General features: G+C 56.6%; 18 protein-coding genes. 5 read left to right on the top strand and 13 right to left on the bottom strand.

Going from position 1 to position 16,248, the window contains the following annotated elements; genetic code table 11:
• The first annotated feature begins 17 nt into the window (after nucleotides 1-17).
• A complete protein-coding gene (locus tag FRH_RS12725) occupies nucleotides 18-464 on the top strand; it encodes a hypothetical protein (RefSeq protein WP_139528446.1) in 447 nt (148 codons plus the stop codon).
• Here FRH_RS12725 and FRH_RS12720 read toward each other — a convergent pair.
• The 10 genes from FRH_RS12720 to FRH_RS12675 all read right to left on the bottom strand — a co-directional run bounded on the left by FRH_RS12720 (nucleotide 461) and on the right by FRH_RS12675 (nucleotide 9,059).
• A complete protein-coding gene (locus FRH_RS12720) occupies nucleotides 461-1,276 on the bottom strand; it encodes an ElyC/SanA/YdcF family protein (RefSeq protein ID WP_139528445.1) in 816 nt (271 codons plus the stop codon). The genes FRH_RS12725 and FRH_RS12720 overlap by 4 nt on opposite strands.
• 18 nt (nucleotides 1,277-1,294) lie before the next feature.
• Complete coding sequence (sufT, locus tag FRH_RS12715) at nucleotides 1,295-1,864, bottom strand: putative Fe-S cluster assembly protein SufT (protein WP_139528444.1); 570 nt, start codon at nucleotides 1,862-1,864, stop codon at nucleotides 1,295-1,297.
• Between the two features lie 8 nt (nucleotides 1,865-1,872).
• On the bottom strand, nucleotides 1,873-3,138 hold the full coding sequence (locus FRH_RS12710; RefSeq protein WP_139528443.1) for a cysteine desulfurase: 1,266 nt from the start codon (nucleotides 3,136-3,138) through the stop codon (nucleotides 1,873-1,875).
• A 14-nt stretch (nucleotides 3,139-3,152) separates the two neighbouring features.
• The gene (gene sufD / locus FRH_RS12705) at nucleotides 3,153-4,493 is read right to left on the bottom strand and encodes a Fe-S cluster assembly protein SufD (protein WP_139528442.1); all 1,341 of its coding nucleotides are present in this window, start codon (nucleotides 4,491-4,493) and stop codon (nucleotides 3,153-3,155) included.
• Nucleotides 4,490-5,239, bottom strand: coding sequence for a Fe-S cluster assembly ATPase SufC (gene sufC, locus FRH_RS12700; RefSeq protein WP_139528441.1), 750 nt, complete (start codon nucleotides 5,237-5,239; stop codon nucleotides 4,490-4,492). The genes sufD and sufC overlap by 4 nt, the downstream gene beginning before the upstream one ends.
• A gap of 70 nt (nucleotides 5,240-5,309) precedes the next feature.
• Nucleotides 5,310-6,752, bottom strand: coding sequence for a Fe-S cluster assembly protein SufB (gene sufB / locus FRH_RS12695; RefSeq protein ID WP_139528440.1), 1,443 nt, complete (start codon nucleotides 6,750-6,752; stop codon nucleotides 5,310-5,312).
• Between the two features lie 68 nt (nucleotides 6,753-6,820).
• Entirely contained in the window at nucleotides 6,821-7,285 is a 465-nt protein-coding gene (locus FRH_RS12690; protein ID WP_139528439.1) for an SUF system Fe-S cluster assembly regulator, read from the bottom strand.
• Nucleotides 7,286-7,524: 239 nt separating this feature from the next.
• On the bottom strand, nucleotides 7,525-7,872 hold the full coding sequence (locus FRH_RS12685) for a zinc ribbon domain-containing protein YjdM (protein WP_139528438.1): 348 nt from the start codon (nucleotides 7,870-7,872) through the stop codon (nucleotides 7,525-7,527).
• Between the two features lie 91 nt (nucleotides 7,873-7,963).
• Nucleotides 7,964-8,440 carry a YbhB/YbcL family Raf kinase inhibitor-like protein gene (locus tag FRH_RS12680; protein ID WP_139528437.1) on the bottom strand — a complete coding sequence of 159 codons (477 nt, stop codon included), beginning with the start codon at nucleotides 8,438-8,440 and terminating at the stop codon, nucleotides 7,964-7,966.
• Nucleotides 8,441-8,492: 52 nt separating this feature from the next.
• The gene (locus FRH_RS12675; RefSeq protein WP_218013992.1) at nucleotides 8,493-9,059 is read right to left on the bottom strand and encodes a hypothetical protein; all 567 of its coding nucleotides are present in this window, start codon (nucleotides 9,057-9,059) and stop codon (nucleotides 8,493-8,495) included.
• Nucleotides 9,060-9,218: 159 nt separating this feature from the next.
• Between FRH_RS12675 and FRH_RS12670 the strand changes: the two genes are divergently transcribed.
• Entirely contained in the window at nucleotides 9,219-9,680 is a 462-nt protein-coding gene (locus FRH_RS12670) for an NAD(P)H-dependent oxidoreductase (protein ID WP_281996967.1), read from the top strand.
• Nucleotides 9,681-9,742: 62 nt separating this feature from the next.
• Here FRH_RS12670 and fadA read toward each other — a convergent pair whose 3' ends face one another.
• Both fadA and fadB read right to left on the bottom strand, forming a co-directional pair.
• On the bottom strand, nucleotides 9,743-10,921 hold the full coding sequence (fadA, locus tag FRH_RS12665) for an acetyl-CoA C-acyltransferase FadA (protein ID WP_139528435.1): 1,179 nt from the start codon (nucleotides 10,919-10,921) through the stop codon (nucleotides 9,743-9,745).
• Between the two features lie 24 nt (nucleotides 10,922-10,945).
• A complete protein-coding gene (gene fadB, locus FRH_RS12660) occupies nucleotides 10,946-13,132 on the bottom strand; it encodes a fatty acid oxidation complex subunit alpha FadB (RefSeq protein WP_153843933.1) in 2,187 nt (728 codons plus the stop codon).
• Nucleotides 13,133-13,389: 257 nt separating this feature from the next.
• Between fadB and FRH_RS12655 the strand changes: the two genes are divergently transcribed.
• Both FRH_RS12655 and slyA read left to right on the top strand, forming a co-directional pair.
• Complete coding sequence (locus FRH_RS12655; protein ID WP_281996966.1) at nucleotides 13,390-14,547, top strand: DUF5924 family protein; 1,158 nt, start codon at nucleotides 13,390-13,392, stop codon at nucleotides 14,545-14,547.
• A gap of 71 nt (nucleotides 14,548-14,618) precedes the next feature.
• The gene (gene slyA / locus FRH_RS12650; RefSeq protein WP_139528432.1) at nucleotides 14,619-15,071 is read left to right on the top strand and encodes a transcriptional regulator SlyA; all 453 of its coding nucleotides are present in this window, start codon (nucleotides 14,619-14,621) and stop codon (nucleotides 15,069-15,071) included.
• Nucleotides 15,072-15,074: 3 nt separating this feature from the next.
• Here slyA and FRH_RS12645 read toward each other — a convergent pair whose 3' ends face one another.
• Nucleotides 15,075-15,617, bottom strand: coding sequence for a preprotein translocase subunit YajC (locus FRH_RS12645; RefSeq protein ID WP_139528431.1), 543 nt, complete (start codon nucleotides 15,615-15,617; stop codon nucleotides 15,075-15,077).
• A 145-nt stretch (nucleotides 15,618-15,762) separates the two neighbouring features.
• Here FRH_RS12645 and FRH_RS12640 point away from each other — a divergent pair, with 145 nt between their 5' ends.
• The gene (locus FRH_RS12640; RefSeq protein WP_139528430.1) at nucleotides 15,763-16,215 is read left to right on the top strand and encodes a universal stress protein; all 453 of its coding nucleotides are present in this window, start codon (nucleotides 15,763-15,765) and stop codon (nucleotides 16,213-16,215) included.
• Nucleotides 16,216-16,248 lie beyond the last annotated feature (33 nt).

Genomic DNA, 16,248 nt, shown 5'->3' with positions numbered 1-16,248 from the left:
GAAGGAGGTAGACGCTCATGTTTCTCGACAATCGCCAAGTGGCGATGGACAGCGTGCTGGAAGCGCTGGCCGATAGCATTGATTATTTCCAGGACAATATCGAACGCCTGCGCCCCTCGCTGCGCGATGCACTGAAGCCGCACTATACTGAGCGACTCCAACAAATGCGCACGTTGCAGGAGCTTGCCCGTGCTCACCTGAAAATGCTGCCACGGGATGCGGATGTCGAGCGGGACGATTTTCTGTGGCTGTGGAGCCGTTTGAAGAGTTTCGTGGGCAACGATAGCCAAGTATTGATCAATGAGCTGTTGGAACAAGAGCGTGTACTCATGCAGGCCCTTTCAACGCTATTCACTCACCCTCTGCCCGATCCCATCGAGCCGGTCGTGGACGAGTGCATGCAGGGTTGCCGAAAGCTTATCCGGGAGCTGTATAGCCTGCAAAAACGCAAAGCCCGGCGCTAGTATCGGGCATTAGGGGTTAAGTACTCCTCGGCACTCGGCTCTATCCCCCTTTCATCCTCCTGCGTCTGCAATAACAGTAGAGCAGCATCGCTATTAACGGTCGTTTCGAGTGCCGGTTTGCTGCTTTCAGTCGCACTACTGCTCTGCGGCTGTAGATCGATCGGCTCAGCGGGACCAAGAAAGTAAGGCTCCCTTCCCCAGAGGTATAGGTCTCCCAACGTGGCAATGCGTGCGACCCACTCGCGCATCCTCAGCCGCCACTCGTCTGCTGCGGGTTGCTCCTCTGCGATGCAGCCCGTCACGTCCATGCCTAGCGCTCGACCAATAAAGATGGCCCGAGGCAAATGCCAGCTCTGAGTGACCAATAGCGCCTCATCCAACTGAAACACATCTCGCGCACGCACCATCGTGTCGTAGGTGCTAAAGCCAGCGAAATCCATCGTCAGCTGCTCCGCGGACACCCCTCGGCGATACAGGTCTCGCCACATGGCGCGCGGCTCGTTATACGCCTGGGTGCGATTGTCCCCGGAGATCAGCAGATGCTTCACACGCTGGTCAGCCACAAGGCGCGCTGAGGTTCGCATGCGGGCATGAAAGTGAGGGTTGCGCAGGCCACTGCGCGTCCAGTGAGAGGTGCCAAACACAATCGCTACATCGGTCGGACGACACTGCGCCCAGTGGCCGTCGATATAGCGTGTGGTGCTCGCGAGCACCCACAAATTACCGGCTATAAACAGCAATGTCGCCAGCAGCAACAAGGCTCCTAGCGACATTAGCAAACGCTTCATCCAACGTAATAACAGGCTGTGCATCCAGCTCCCCAACAGGGGTTAGAACATGCCGAGCTCTAGCTTGGCTTCGTCGCTCATCATGTCACGACTCCAGGGCGGGCTGAAGACGATCTCGGTATGCACCTTGTTGATTTGCGGCGCTCCCAGGATTTTGTTGCGCGCATCGGCGGCAATCACGTCCCCCATCCCACAACCTGGCGCGGTCAACGTCATACGGATAGTCACCATACGCTCGCCGCTGATCAAGCGCTCGATTCGGCAGCCATATACCAACCCTAGATCAACGATGTTGACCGGTATTTCGGGATCGAAACAGGTGCGTAACTGATCCCACACGAACTGCTCGATCTCTTCATCGCTAGCGCTCTCAGGGAGCGTCGGCCGTGGGAGCGGCTCTAGCCCCAGCGCGTCCAAATGACGTCCTTCGATCAAGTATAAACGCCCTTCGAACCCGACACTGACCGAGCTGCCTTTGGCTTGCATGACGCTGACGACACTATCTTCCGCCAGCGTCTCCGTTTTGCCAAACGGAATGGCGATAGCGTCGACATCTCGTTGCAGCGGTAGTTGTTGGCCTCGTTCGAGGCTGGCCACTTGCTCGATATCCATAGCAGTCCTTAACGTACCATCCCAATCACGCGGTTGAGCGCTGCCACGAAGATATCCACTTCGTCGAGCGTATTATACGCCGCAAACGAGGCACGACAGGTTGCCTCGACACCAAAATGATGAAGCAGCGGCTGAGCACAGTGGTGTCCAGTGCGAATCGCGACGCCTAACTGGTCGATAAGCAGGCCAATGTCCTGGGCATGCGCACCCTCGACCACAAAGGAGAGAACACCCGCTTTATGGGGCGCGGTTCCCAGGATACGCAGGCCGTCGATCTGGTTGACGGCCTGAGTCGCATGGTCCAGCAATACCGTTTCCCAGGCACTAATCGCGTCGACACCGACGCCTTCCATCCACTCCAAGGCGCGCCCTAGTGCCACGACCTCGGCAATGGCGGGCGTGCCCGCTTCGAATTTATGAGGAATATCGGCAAACGTAGTGCCAACATCGAAAGAGACGGTGCTAATCATCTCACCACCACCCTGCCAAGGCGGCATGGCCTCTAGTAGCGCCTGCTTGCCGTAAAGCACGCCTACGCCCGTAGGGCCGTATACTTTATGACCTGAGAAAGCGTAGAAATCGGCGTCTATCTCCTGAACATCGACCTGCTGATGCGGCGTGGCCTGGGCGCCATCGACCAGGATCAATGCGCCGTGCTGATGCGCCAATGCCGCCATCTCTTTCACCGGGTTGATCGTGCCCAGTGCATTGGAGACATGATTCACGGCCACTAGCTTGGTGCGCTCGCTCAACAGCTCACGGTACGCCTGCATATCGAGCGAACCGCGGGCATCGACCGGAATCACCTTGATGGTGACCCCTCGCTCGGCTGCCAACAGCTGCCAAGGCACGATGTTAGAGTGGTGCTCCAGCATCGAGATCAATACCTCGTCACCCGCGCCGAGTGAGCTGCGCCCCCAGCTCTGCGCGACGAGATTGATGGCCTCGGTAGTACCCCGCGTGAAAATGATTTGGCGAGCATCTTCAGCATTGAGAAACGCTTTGACACGATGACGTGTGGTTTCAAAAGCGGCTGTCGCTTCATCGGCCAGCGTGTGCAGCCCACGGTGAATGTTGGCGTTATAGCGCGAATAGTAGTCGCTAAACACCTCGATCACCTGTTGTGGCGTTTGGCTGGTCGCCGCGTTATCCAAATAGACGAGTGGTTTACCGTGCACTTCACGATTTAAAATCGGAAAGTCGCCACGCAGTGCCTCAACGTCATACGCCTCAGTGCTGCCCGCCATGGGCTTCTCAATCACGCTATGGGGCATCGATGACTCCTTGATTAATCGTTGAGCGCAGCCGCCGCTTCGACCAGTCCGGCCAGGTTGAAACGCTCCGGCAATTTACCCGCCACCGCCAACTCGACGCGCTCAGCGACGGCATCCAGTGCCACTTGCTCCAGCACTTCCCCAGCAAACGCCAGTGTCAGAAGGCCACGGGCGGTGGCTTCGTCGATACCGCGGGTACGCAGTGCGTAGATCGCGTCCTCGTCCAACTGACCGGTAGTGGTACCGTGGGAGCACTTCACGTCGTCGGCATAGATTTCAAGCTCGGGTTTTGCGTCGATTTGCGCGCGATCCGATAGCAGCAGGTTCTGGTTGCTCTGGAAACCTTCGATCTTCTGGCTGTCGCGCTTCACGTAGACCTTACCGTTGAAGACGCCGTGAGCGCGGTCATCCAGAATGCCTTTGTAGTTCTCGTTCGAGAACGTCAGCGGGGCGTTGTGGTTGACCTTGGTGTGGTTGTCCACGTGCTGACGCCCCTGGCCAAAGAACAGGCCGTAGAAGTTCGTCTCAGCGCCCTGCCCATTCAAATCGCTGATCAGGTCGTTACGCACCAGCGCGCCACCCAGATTCAGGTTGTGCGAGGTGTAGCGGCTGTCACGATTCTGCTCTACGTGGATGCTCGCCACATGCAGATCGCCGAGCGGCGCCTCCTGCAGCTTGTAGTGGTTCAAAATCGCCCCACGATCCAGCATCAACTCAGCCACCACGTTGGTGAAGTTGGCGGCATCCGCCTCGCCTACGTAGTGCTCGATCAGTGTCGCTTCGCTACGCCCAGCGGCTTCCACCAGAATACGTGGATGGCTCATCACCGGCGTGCCCGCGCGGGAAAGGAACTGCAGCAAAATGGGCTTTTCGACTACGGTGCCGGGGGCGATACGCACCACGGCGCCCTCTTCCATAAAGGCCGTGTTCAGCGCAGCAAAACTCGAGAAGTCGACACCGGTCAAACGACCCAACGGCCCTCCAACGGCTTCATGGTTATCCGTCAGCGCTTTGGAGAGCGGCATGACCTGAACGCTGTCGGGAAGCGCATCGAGGTCCGATAGCGCTGCCGAAAACACACCGTCCACGAACGTCAGCCGGTAAGCATCCAGTGGCAGCGTGAGGGCAGCCGCCTGGGCCTGAGAGAACTCGGCGTTCTCTGCCAAGGCAAAGTTGCCCTGGGCGATGGCGCGAACATCGGTATATTTCCACTCTTCATCGCGGCGGGTCGGGAAGCCCATTGCTTCGAAGCGAGCCGCGCCCGCCTGACGGCGAGCAGCGATCCAGGTAGGCTCTCCAGCGCGCTGCTGACTGCGCGCCGCTAGCGTGTCCAGAAAGGTTTGGGTATCGCTCATGCCACGGACTCCTCAATGCCTTCGTAACCGTTGGCCTCTAGCTCTTTGGCAAGCTCGGCATCGCCGGTTTTGACGATGCGGCCGTCGACCAGAACGTGGACTTTGTCCGGTACGATATAGTCCAGCAGGCGCTGATAGTGGGTGACCAATAGAATGGCACGCTCTTCGGCACGCAGGCTGTTCACGCCGTCAGCGACGACTTTCATGGCGTCGATGTCGAGGCCAGAGTCGATTTCGTCGAGCATGGCCAGCTTTGGCTGCAGCACCAGCATCTGCAGGATTTCATTGCGCTTTTTCTCACCGCCGGAAAAGCCTTCGTTCACCGCACGCTGCAGAAAGCTGGCGTCCATTTTCATGAAGCCAAGCTTCTCTTTCACCAGCTTCATGAATTCGGGGGCAGGCATTTCACCTTCACCGCGCGCAGCCCGCTGAGCGTTCAGCGCGGACTTCAGCAGGTAGATGTTCTTCACGCCCGGAATTTCGACCGGGTATTGGAAACCCAGCAGCAGACCCGCTTGGGCGCGCTCTTCGATTTCCATCTCCAGTACGTCCTGACCTTCGAACGTAATGCTGCCTTGGGTCACCTCGTAGCCATCTTTACCAGCAATAACTGCTGACAACGTGGATTTACCCGCGCCGTTAGGGCCCATGATGGCGTGAACTTCACCGGCATTGATGGTGAGCGTCAAGCCTTTCAGAATCTCTTTACCTTCGACGGTGACGTGTAAATCATTAACTTGCAACATAGTGATCGCCTTTTAAATGCTTGCGGGTCGCGAGCGCGACGCCCTTAAAATGAGTTGGGTGCCGGTGCGGTCAGCCCACCGCGCCTTCCAGAGTGACATTTAGCAGTGCTTCCGCCTCAACTGCGAATTCCATCGGCAGTTCCTGGAAAACGTCTTTACAGAAACCGTTAACGATCATGCTGACCGCGTCCTCTTCGGAGATACCACGGCTCTGGCAGTAGAAGAGCTGATCTTCACCGATCTTGGAGGTCGTTGCTTCGTGCTCGATGGTCGCCGTGCTGTTACCGATTTCTTGATACGGAAAGGTGTGTGCCCCGCACTTGTCGCCGATCAGCAGTGAATCGCACTGGGTAAAGTTACGCGCACCCTTGGCACGCGGCCCGATCTTGACGAGACCACGGTAGGACTGGTCGCTCTTACCCGCCGAAATGCCTTTGGCGACGATGTAGGAGCGAGTACCCTCACCAATGTGAATCATCTTGGTGCCGGTATCCGCCTGCTGGCGGCCATTGGTAACGGCAACGGAGTAGAACTCGCCGATGCTGTCTTTGCCACGCAGTACGCAAGAAGGATACTTCCAGGTGATCGCCGAGCCGGTTTCGACCTGTGTCCAGCTGATGCGGGAACGCTCACCACGGCAGTCTCCGCGCTTGGTCACGAAGTTATAGATGCCGCCCTTACCCTCTTCGTCACCGGGATACCAGTTCTGTACGGTGGAGTACTTGATGTAGGCATCGTCCAATGCAACCAGTTCGACCACGGCAGCGTGCAACTGGTTTTCATCGCGCATGGGTGCGGTGCAGCCTTCCAGGTAGGAGACCTCGGCACGATCCTCGCAGATGATCAGCGTGCGCTCGAACTGGCCCGTATTGGCCGCGTTGATACGGAAGTAGGTAGACAGCTCCATCGGGCACTTCACGCCTTTTGGCACGAACACGAACGAGCCATCAGTGAACACGGCGGAGTTTAGCGCAGCAAAATAGTTATCAGCCACGGGCACTACCGTACCCAGGTACTGCTTGATCAAATCCGGGTAGTCACGAATCGCTTCGGAAATGGAGCAGAAAATCACGCCCGCTTCCGCCAGCTCTTTTTTGAAGGTCGTCGCAACCGAGACGGAGTCGAAGACCGCATCGACGGCAACCCCTGCCAGGGCGGCACGCTCGTGCAGCGGAATACCCAGTTTCTCGTAGGTTTCCAGCAGTTTAGGGTCTACCTCGTCGAGGCTTTGGGGACGATCTTCTGGGCGCTTGGGCGCACTGAAATAGGAGATCTCTTGATAATCGATGGGCGGATAGTCGAGGTGCGCCCAGGATGGCTCTTCCATCTTCAACCACTGACGATACGCATCCAGACGCCACTCCAACATCCACTCGGGCTCGCCTTTCTTCTTGGAAATGAAGGCAATGGTGTTTTCATCAAGGCCAGGTGGCAGTGTGTCGCTTTCGATATCGGTTACAAAACCATCTTTGTACTCGCGACGAACCAACTGTTCCATTTCTTCGCTTGCCATGGTGATACCCTCCGGGCAGTTGGGTGGCGAGGTCAGCTCGCCGTCAATAGGGTGATAGACCTAGCGGCTTATGCGGATGCCGCCGATAGGCTAATGCTTTGGATCGGTAACTGTACGGGCAGTTTGATAGGTGTCGTGTCGGCCAAGTGCGCCAACGTCACACTTTCGAGTAACGTGCGAATGGCCAGCGATACTCGCTGCCAGTTGTCGGCCACACCGCAGGTGGCCACCAAGTCGCACTCACCTTCGGCTTGGCTGCACTCGGTCATCGCGACGGGGCCTTCAATGGCACTGATAATGTCAGCCGCCGTGATGTGCGACGCTGGCCGCGCTAGGCGATAACCACCTTGAACCCCACGCTGCGACTCCAAGAGTCCTGCTTTCACCAGCATTTTAAGGGTTTTACTCACGGTGGGATGGGGTAGCTGTACCGCGTCTGCTAAGTCAGCCGCCGCATGCGACGCCTGGGGATGACGGGCAATTTGTGCCATCACCACAGCGGCATAATCTGTCAGCCGAGAAAGCTTGAGCATAGTCACTCCGTTTGCCATCGCGTTGGGCCGAACCGTTGGCCTACCCGCTAATTGGGTACCATTTTAGTCCTGTATAAATTTGATGTGAAGCCCTTCTGCAAAATCCTTATCAAATAGCGCGACTTCTTAGCACGTTCGCGGCTGATAACATCAAAAAAGCCAATCATTATCATTTAGGAAAACTATGACATGGACATAAAAAAGCCTGCTCGCAAGCGGCAGGCTGTCAGAAGGCGGGATTAAGAGGTGACTTTCTTGACGAACATGGACTTCAATTTCATAGGACCAATACCGTCGACTTTACAGTCGATGTCGTGATCGCCGTCCACCAATCGAATGTTTTTGACTTTGGTGCCTACTTTGACGACCGAGGAGCTGCCTTTGACCTTGAGATCTTTGATCACGGTCACCGAGTCACCATCGACGAGCAGGTTGCCGTTTGCATCACGAATGCCATCATCCAAGTCCGCTTCGCTGGCGCTTGGCGCTTTCGACCACTCGTGACCACACTCGGGGCAAACATACTGAAGGCCATCATCGTAGGTAAACTCAGAGGCACAGGTAGGGCAGTTAGGCAGGTCACTCATTAAAGACTCCATCGCAGCAGACAGTCACGCAAACAGTAGCAAGCGACGGAGCCTACACGGCTTGAGCGCAATGCTCCAGCCTAATGCCGGTTTAGCCTCGCTGGTAAGTACCTACCAAGCGATTCATTCCCAGCAGATGGGGTTCCACGGCCTGGAGTAGCTCAGGCAACGTCAGCCCTTCGGGCAGTGACGTCTGCTTGTCCAGCGCCAGTACCCAGAAGTAGTAAAGGTGGCTGCCATGTCCTTCCGGCGGCATAGGCCCGCCATATCCCAATTTACCGAAATCGGTGATACCGGACGTGCCCAGCGCAGTACTTTCTTCCAGCGAAGTGGTCTCACCAGGCAGGTTGTACAGCACCCAGTGAACGAAACCATAACTGCCCTCTTTCACCAGTGGCGCATCTGGGTCATGACAAATCACCGCAAACCCCTTAGTACCTTCCGGCGCCCCCTCCCACGCAAGCGCTGGGGAAACGTCTTCAGCCTCGCCCGTGTGCTTGGCAGGAATCGCTTGGTGATTCGCAAACGCCGAGCTAGTGACGCTCATTGAGGATAGTGCAAAAGCCATCATGCTCTCCTATTCTACGGATGTAATAGCAAGCCATAATGTAGCGAATGATTTAGCGAAACTCTAATCGCGACGAATGGCGTTCCCACCACTGCTGCGCAATTCGCCGATTTGCCGCATTTGCGTTAGGGTCTAATACGGAGGGCAATTGAATGTAGTCACCGTCCGTTTGAAACGTCACAAGCGGATCCTGTGTGGCGAGCTGAAGCGCGTATAGCACCAGCATCAACTCATAAGCGTCATCGGTGTGTAATCTTGAGAACAACAGCGGCACTGCCGGCAGGCCGATGTCGCCTAGTCGCTCGGCGGCGATGTACCAAGGCCTTGAGTTATCGGGGCCTCCATACTGGCTGACGAACCGGCGATCCGCCAAGCGGCTGACGTAATAAGCGGCCTCTTCTTCTGGACTCACCTGCAGTGGCGGCGCCCAATCATCGGCGCGCACCACGGAAGATGGCTGCGCTATCTGCGCGCTAGGCACTGTCGCTACTTGATTGACGGCAGGAGCCGCCGAGCGCTCGTTATCGGCAGGCGGGCGTGATGGGCCGGCACACCCTGCCAATAAGAGTGCCAATGTGCAAAAAGTGGTGATCCCTATCGCTTTGGTCTGCTGGCGCATGACGCAATTCCCTGGTTGATCGTTCAACGCTTGATACCCTATCCAAGATGCCGTGTGAGAGCGTTTGATTGGTTTACCCAAAGGCGACTAGGCTGTGCCATGGAGTGCTTACAGTGTGGCACCTCTTGAACTTACCGCCAATTGCCTGAAGAACGCCGAATGAAACGTCTATTAATCGTGGCCCACTCCCCCTCCATCAATACCCGCGCCTTGAGCGAGGCCGTACAGCGAGGTGCAGAACATGAGGATATCGAGTCAGTGACGTGCATCGTCAAAACGCCTTTCGACGCAGGACCGACGGACATCCTCGATTGTGACGGTATCGTATTGGGCACTACCGAAAACCTAGGCACCATGAGCGGCGCGCTAAAGGACTTTTTCGACCGCAGCTACTACGGCGTACTGGAAGAGAAGCAGGGCCTGCCCTGCGCGCTCTACATCCGCGCGGGCCATGATGGAACGGGTACTCGTCGGGCAGTGGAAAGTATCGTTACGGGACTACGCTGGCGTTGGGTGCAGGACCCTCTGATTTTTCGCGGCGAGTGGCAAGAGGCGTTTATCAGCCAAGCCGAAGAGCTGGGCATGACCCTTGCTGCTGGGTTGGATAGCGGATTGTTTTAACATCTTGAAACGAAAAACGGCACCGCTCAGGGTGCCGTTTTCATTACGGGGAAGAGCGCATATTACTTCAAACGCTCGAACACCGTGGCAACCCCTTGTCCCATGCCAATACACATGGTGGCTAGGCCCAGGGTGGTATCGCGCTGCTGCATGACGTTCAGCAGTGTCGTGCAAATGCGCGACCCGGAGCAGCCTAACGGGTGACCCAAGGCGATGGCACCGCCGTGCAGGTTCACTTTTTCGTCCATGACATCCAGGAAGCCTAGGTCTTTCAACACCGGCAGCCCCTGGGCGGCAAATGCCTCGTTCAGCTCGACGGTTTGAATATCCGCTGCAGACAAGCCAGCCGCTTTCAAGGCTTTTTTAGATGCAGGTACCGGACCATACCCCATAATAGATGCATCGCAGCCTGCGACACCGGTTGAGAGTACTTTGGCAATCGGCTCCAGCCCCAGCGCCTGGGCACGCTCGTAGCTCATCACGGCCATGGCGGAAGCGCCCACTGAAAGCGCTGACGAAGTGCCCGCCGTCACGGTACCGTTACGCGGATCGAAGACCGGCTTCAGGTTCGCCATGGATTCCAGGCTGGCATCGGCGCGAATCACCTCATCGTTTTTCACAAGCACTTTGAAGCCACGCTGGTCGTGACCTTCGACGCCGATGATCTCATTGTCGAAGTAGCCCTTCTCCATCGCCGCTTGTGCACGTTGATGCGAACGGACACCGAACTTGTCCTGATCTTCGCGGGAAATACCGTGCATTTTACCCAGCAGTTCCGCCGTGAGCCCCATCATCATGGCGGCTTTGGCCGCGTATTTACTCGCCGCCGGATTCACGTCGACGCCGTGAGCCATTGGTACGTGCTCCATGTGCTCAACACCGCCGATCACGTAAAAATCACCCATGCCCGCCTTAATGTTTGCAGCAGCAATATGCAGTGCGGTCATCGAAGAGCCGCAGAGGCGGTTCACCGTTTGGGCAGGCACCGTACGAGGAATACCGGTCATGATCGCCGCGTTGCGAGCGATGTTCATGGACTGCTCTAGTGTCTGATTGACGCAGCCCCAGATCACGTCGTCTACTTCCGACGGATCCAGATTAGGGTTTCGGGTAAACAGCGCCTGCATCACGGCAGCGGAGAGGTTTTCGGCACGCACGTTGCGGAAGGCGCCGTTTTTCGCTTTCGCCATGGCGGTACGAACACCGTCCACCACCACGATATCTCTCGGATTCAAACTCATCTTATTTCTCCTGTGGGTGGTGACTTAGGCCTGAGCGCTTGCCGTGGCGCCCGCATAGAACTGCTCGTTGCTCTTGGCCATGGCGCGGAGCTTCTCGGTAGGCGCGTACAGCGGCCCTAGTTCTTCTGCCAAACGATCCGCCATCGCGACGAACTCAGCCACGCCCAGCGCGTCGATGTAGCGCAGCGCACCGCCACGGAAGGGAGGGAAGCCAATGCCGTAAATCAGCGCCATGTCGGCTTCTGCGGGCGTATCGACGATGCCATCTTCCAAGCAACGCACGGTCTCAAGGCACAGCGGCACCATCATGCGAGCAATGATGTCCTCATCCGAAAACTCTTTTTGCTCTTTCACCACTTCTTTTACTAGTGCGTAAGCCTGCTCGTCGCTCACTTTCTTCGGCTTACCCTTCTTATCTTCTTCGTAGGCGTAGAAGCCTTTGTCGTTCTTCTGGCCCAAGCGCTTGTTATCGTACATGACCTGAATAGCCGTTTTACCCTCACGTGCCATACGATCTGGGAAGCCCTCAGCCATCACATCATTGGCGTGCACGGCGGTATCCATGCCGACGACGTCCAGCAGGTACGCCGGGCCCATTGGCCAGCCAAACTTCTCCATGACTTTATCGACGCGCTGGAAGTCGGCACCTTGCTCGACCAGGAAGCTAAAGCCACCGAAGTAAGGGAAAAGCACACGGTTGACCAGGAACCCAGGGCAGTCATTCACCACGATGGGGGTTTTACCCATGGCCCGAGCATAAGCCACGGTTGCGGCAACGGCGGCGTCCGAGGTTTTCTCACCACGAATGACTTCCACCAGCGGCATGCGGTGCACGGGGTTGAAGAAGTGCATGCCACAGAAGTTTTCCGGGCGCTTCAGGTTCTTAGCCAGACGGTTAATCGAAATGGTCGACGTGTTGGAAGTCAGAATCGTGTTCTCACTTACCTTGTCTTCTACTTCGGTCAACACGGCGTCTTTGACGTTGGGGTTCTCGACCACCGCTTCTACGACCAAATCGACATTACCGAAATCGCCGTAAGAGAGGGTTGGACGGATATTGGAGAGTTTTTCGGCCATCTGCTCGGTGGTGAGCTTCTTACGCTCTACCTGTTTAGCGAACAGTTTGCGGGCTTCTTTGAGGCCAAGCTCGATGGCATCGTCCTTGATGTCTTTCATCAGGATCGGTGTGCCCTTGCTGGCACTCTGGTAGGCGATCCCCCCGCCCATGATGCCAGCACCCAACACGGCGGTTTGCTTGACCGGCTGCGCCTGCTTCTCGTACTTGCTGCCTTTCTTCTTGACCACTTGGTCGTTCAGGAACAGGCCCACCAAGTTGAAGGCAACGCTGCTTAGCGCCAATTTGGCGAACGACTTGGCTTCGATGGCTTGAGCGCGGGCGCGGGTCTCACCGGCGCCTTTTTGGATCACTTTGATCGCTTCAACCGGGGCGGGATAGTGCGGGCCCGCTTTGCCAGCGACGTATCCTTTAGCGGTTTCGAACGCCATCATTTGTTCGATGGCGTTGAGTTTGAGCGGTGATTTTTTCTCTTCGCGACGAGCGTGATAATCCAATTCGCCTGCATTGGCGCGGTCGAGGATATCCAGTGCCGCCTCTTCCAACTGCTCGTGGGCAACAGCGGCATCCACGGCGCCTACTTTCAAGGCAGCATCGGCACGGTTTTCGGTACCACCAGCAATCCACTCGACGGCATTATCGGCACCGATCAGGCGCGGCAGACGCACGCAACCGCCCCACCCCGGCAGAATACCCAGCTTGGTTTCCGGCAAGCCAATTTTGGCTTTCTCACTCATCACGCGGAAGTCGGTGGTTAGCAGGACTTCGCAGCCGCCGCCCAGCGCCAACCCGTTGATTGCCGTCACCGTAGGGAAAGGCAGGTCTTCAATGGCGTTGAAGATGTCGTGAACCTTGAGGTTCATCTCCACCAAGTACTCTTCGCCCTTGTGGAACAGGCTGTGGAATTCTGTGATGTCGGCGCCGACGATAAAGGCGTCTTTGGCGCTGCGAATCATCAACCCTTCCAAACCACTTTCGGCCTGAATCGCTTTGACAGCGTCGCCTAGCTCGGCCACGACGGCGCTAGATAGCTTGTTGACGGACTCATCTTTCAAATCGAAAGTGAGCATTGCGATGTCATTGCCACCCTGGGTGTCACGACGCTCCACCGTGATGGCATTGCCTTGATAGATCATTCGCGCTCTCTCCACAAGTTCGGGCTGGCACGTCGGTAACGTGCCCGCCACGCATTTCATACGGTCGTTTGATTGCTTTAGCTTGGTTGAGTTACATCAGTACGTCAAGCCCTGACTTTTGGCTAATTCGCTTGCCCCCCAGTTCACATGGCCATGAGCACATTTCTTGCGCTTTTTTCTTCCACAATTTGTCGTCACATCGACTTTAATCACGATCCCAACGATCATATACGTTTCATTGATGAGTTTTTGACGCTATGGGGACACTCCTCACACCCGCGCGACTAGAAGCACTGCAAGGATGCATCGAACGAATCGTCGAGCGCTTGAAGCCCTGGAGCTGGCTTTGGCCACCGATGGCGTTTGCGGCCGGGCTCGGCAGCTTTTTTTTGGTGGATCGGCAGCAGTGGCTAGGCGCAGCCTTGGCACTCGGCCTGCTGTTCGCTTGGCTACTACTGCTATCTGAAAGTGTGATTGGCCGCTGGCTCTCCCATCGTGGTCACCCGACGCTGCCGAGAGGCGTAACGGCCTTTATTGCGCAAATGATCCATCAAGAGACGCTGTTTTTCACCCTGCCCTTTATTCTAGTCACTACGGTGTGGAACAGTGGACAAGCACTCTTCGCGCTCTTGGTCATAGGCATGGCCGTGTGGTCGATCATTGACCCGCTCTACTACAAACTCGCGGGCCGCTGGCGCAGCCTCTATTTCATGTTTCATGCTCAGTGCGTCTTTCTTGTTCTGCTGGTGATACTCCCCATCATGGTTCACCTGACCACCGGCCAGAGCATGCTACTTGCCTTAGTCTTGACGGTACTCGTGGCGCTGCCCAGCTTTTGGCATCTACTCAAAAAACGCTCTCTCGCGCGCTGGTTGGGATTTTTTACGCTTACCGTGCTACTGGCCTACGGGGCATGGCTTGGCCGCGTATGGGTACCGCCCGCCAGCCTGTGGATGACCAGCACGGCGCTCTCCCCCGCTTTCGATACGCAGCAGCGCGCCCCGCAAGGGTCGCTGACCCTGACGCCCGAGGCCATTCGCAGCAACGGCCTGTACGTCTATACGGCCATTCGCGCCCCGCGAGGGCTGAGCGAAACGATTTACCATGCGTGGCATCATAATGGAAAAGCGCTGGATACCGTTGCACTGGCGATCAACGGCGGCCGCGAACAGGGATACCGCGCCTGGAGCCATAAACAGAATTTCCCTCAAGACCCCTCTGGCGAGTGGCGTGTCGATATCATGACCGACGGTGGCCAGCGGCTTGGATTGATTCGGTTTACTGTCTCGGAAGATGTTAACGCCGCTACCGTGGCCGATGGCACGGTCCGTGCGAGCGGTTTGAGCGCTCTGAATTTACGTCGTTTCATTCCGGGTAATGGCGCCACCCAAAATGACGCTAATCAGACCGAGTGACAGAACGCCTTGCATTCAGCGGCGCAGCTTATGACAATTCGTTCACTTACACTTTTGGCAGTTAGTTACCTATGGCATCAACAATTGGTTTTCGTATTGCTCGTTTGCCCCATCTGTGGCGCTCGATCCTCGATCGCAGGCTGGCACCATTAGGGCTGACCCAAACCCGGTGGGTGACGCTGTACCATCTTTGGAAACTGGGGGAAGGCAATCCTCAGTGTGATTTGGCGCGCGCGATCGGTGTCGAGGCGCCGTCGTTGGTGCGTACTTTAGGACAGTTGGAGGCGCAAGGTCTGGTCGAGCGTCGCGCCTGCGATAACGATCGACGCAGCAAACGGCTCTATCTTACCCCAGCCGCCATGCCGCTCCTGGAGCAGATCGATAGTGTGGTACTGGCTGCGCGTCAGGAGATGCTAGCGGGCTTGAGCGAACAGGACCTGGACCAGTTGGATAAGTGGCTTGCGCTGATCGAATCCAACGGTCTGGCGATTCAGGCAAGGGATCAAGATAGCCCCACAGCCTAATCATTAGACGTTTCCTTGTTCCACGCCATCTGGCGCTAGCGGTTTGGCGGGTGGGTGGTCTGAAAGGCCGCTCAACGCCTTCTTGAGAGGTTCGATATCCGCCAAATAGCGCGTAAACCGCTCGGCGGTTTGTGATTCCCACCACCATAGCGTCAGCGAATGGGCGTTAGATTCCAATACCAACGCATCCTGAGGCAGACGCTCTAACAGAGTTCGTAAGTGTGTGCTGGCCACATCGGGCAAGGGACGCAGCGGCGCAATGCGCCAGCGCCAGCCTGCATGAAAGGGCTCTAATGCCTCACTGGCATTGGAGTTTCTCACCAATAAAAAATCTGGCCCAGGCGCGGACTGCGCGTAGTGCCAGCGATAAGCCGGCATGGTGCCTCTAAAGTGATGGAGCGGCGGTTTGGCCATTTTGACCATCACCCCCTGACGCGCTGCGCAGGAGCGCAGCGCCATCTGGCGCTTTTGGCGCGGGCTTGGTTTTAACCACATGACTGGCGCAATCACAAACATCAGAATAAAAACGATGATCAACCATTCCATTGCAACGCTTACCCTCTTTTCGTCAAACTCAACTCGCAATATTTAAAAACCATGACCTAGGTCGTTGTTAAGATTCATTTTCAGACCTAAAGTAAAGGTATCGAACAGAGCCTTTCTGTGTGGCACATCACCAAGGAGATACGCCATGAGCTATCGCCATATCCTGGTCGCCGTCGACTTAACCAAAGACTCTCACAAAATCCTTGAGCGTGCGGTGGCGATTGCCGAGCGCAACAACGGCGCGAAAATTTCGATCATGCACACTCTGGAACCCTTGGGATTCGCCTACGGCGGCGACATACCCATGGACCTCACCAGCATACAAGACCAGCTCGATGATCATGCCAAAAAACGCTTGGCTGACATTGCTGCTCCCCACGTCGACGCCGCCGATCAACACGTAGTCGTGGGTATGCCTGACACCGAGATCCACCGTTTCGCCGATGAGCATAACGTCGACTTGATCGTGGTCGGCTCCCATGGTCGCCACGGTTTCGCGCTGTTACTGGGCTCTACGTCGACCGGTGTTCTTCACGGCGCACAGTGCGATGTGCTCGCCGTGCGTGTGGGTAAAAAAGGTGAAAAAAGCGACGAGTGACTTGTCAATCTCAAAGGCCCCTCACGGGGCCTT

Origin of the sequence: Halomonas sp. A020 (assembly GCF_027943625.1) — a bacterium.
GTDB lineage: Bacteria > Pseudomonadota > Gammaproteobacteria > Pseudomonadales > Halomonadaceae > Vreelandella > Vreelandella piezotolerans.
Note: the sequence above shows the minus strand (reverse complement) of the source record. Positions and strands in the feature narration are given on the sequence as shown.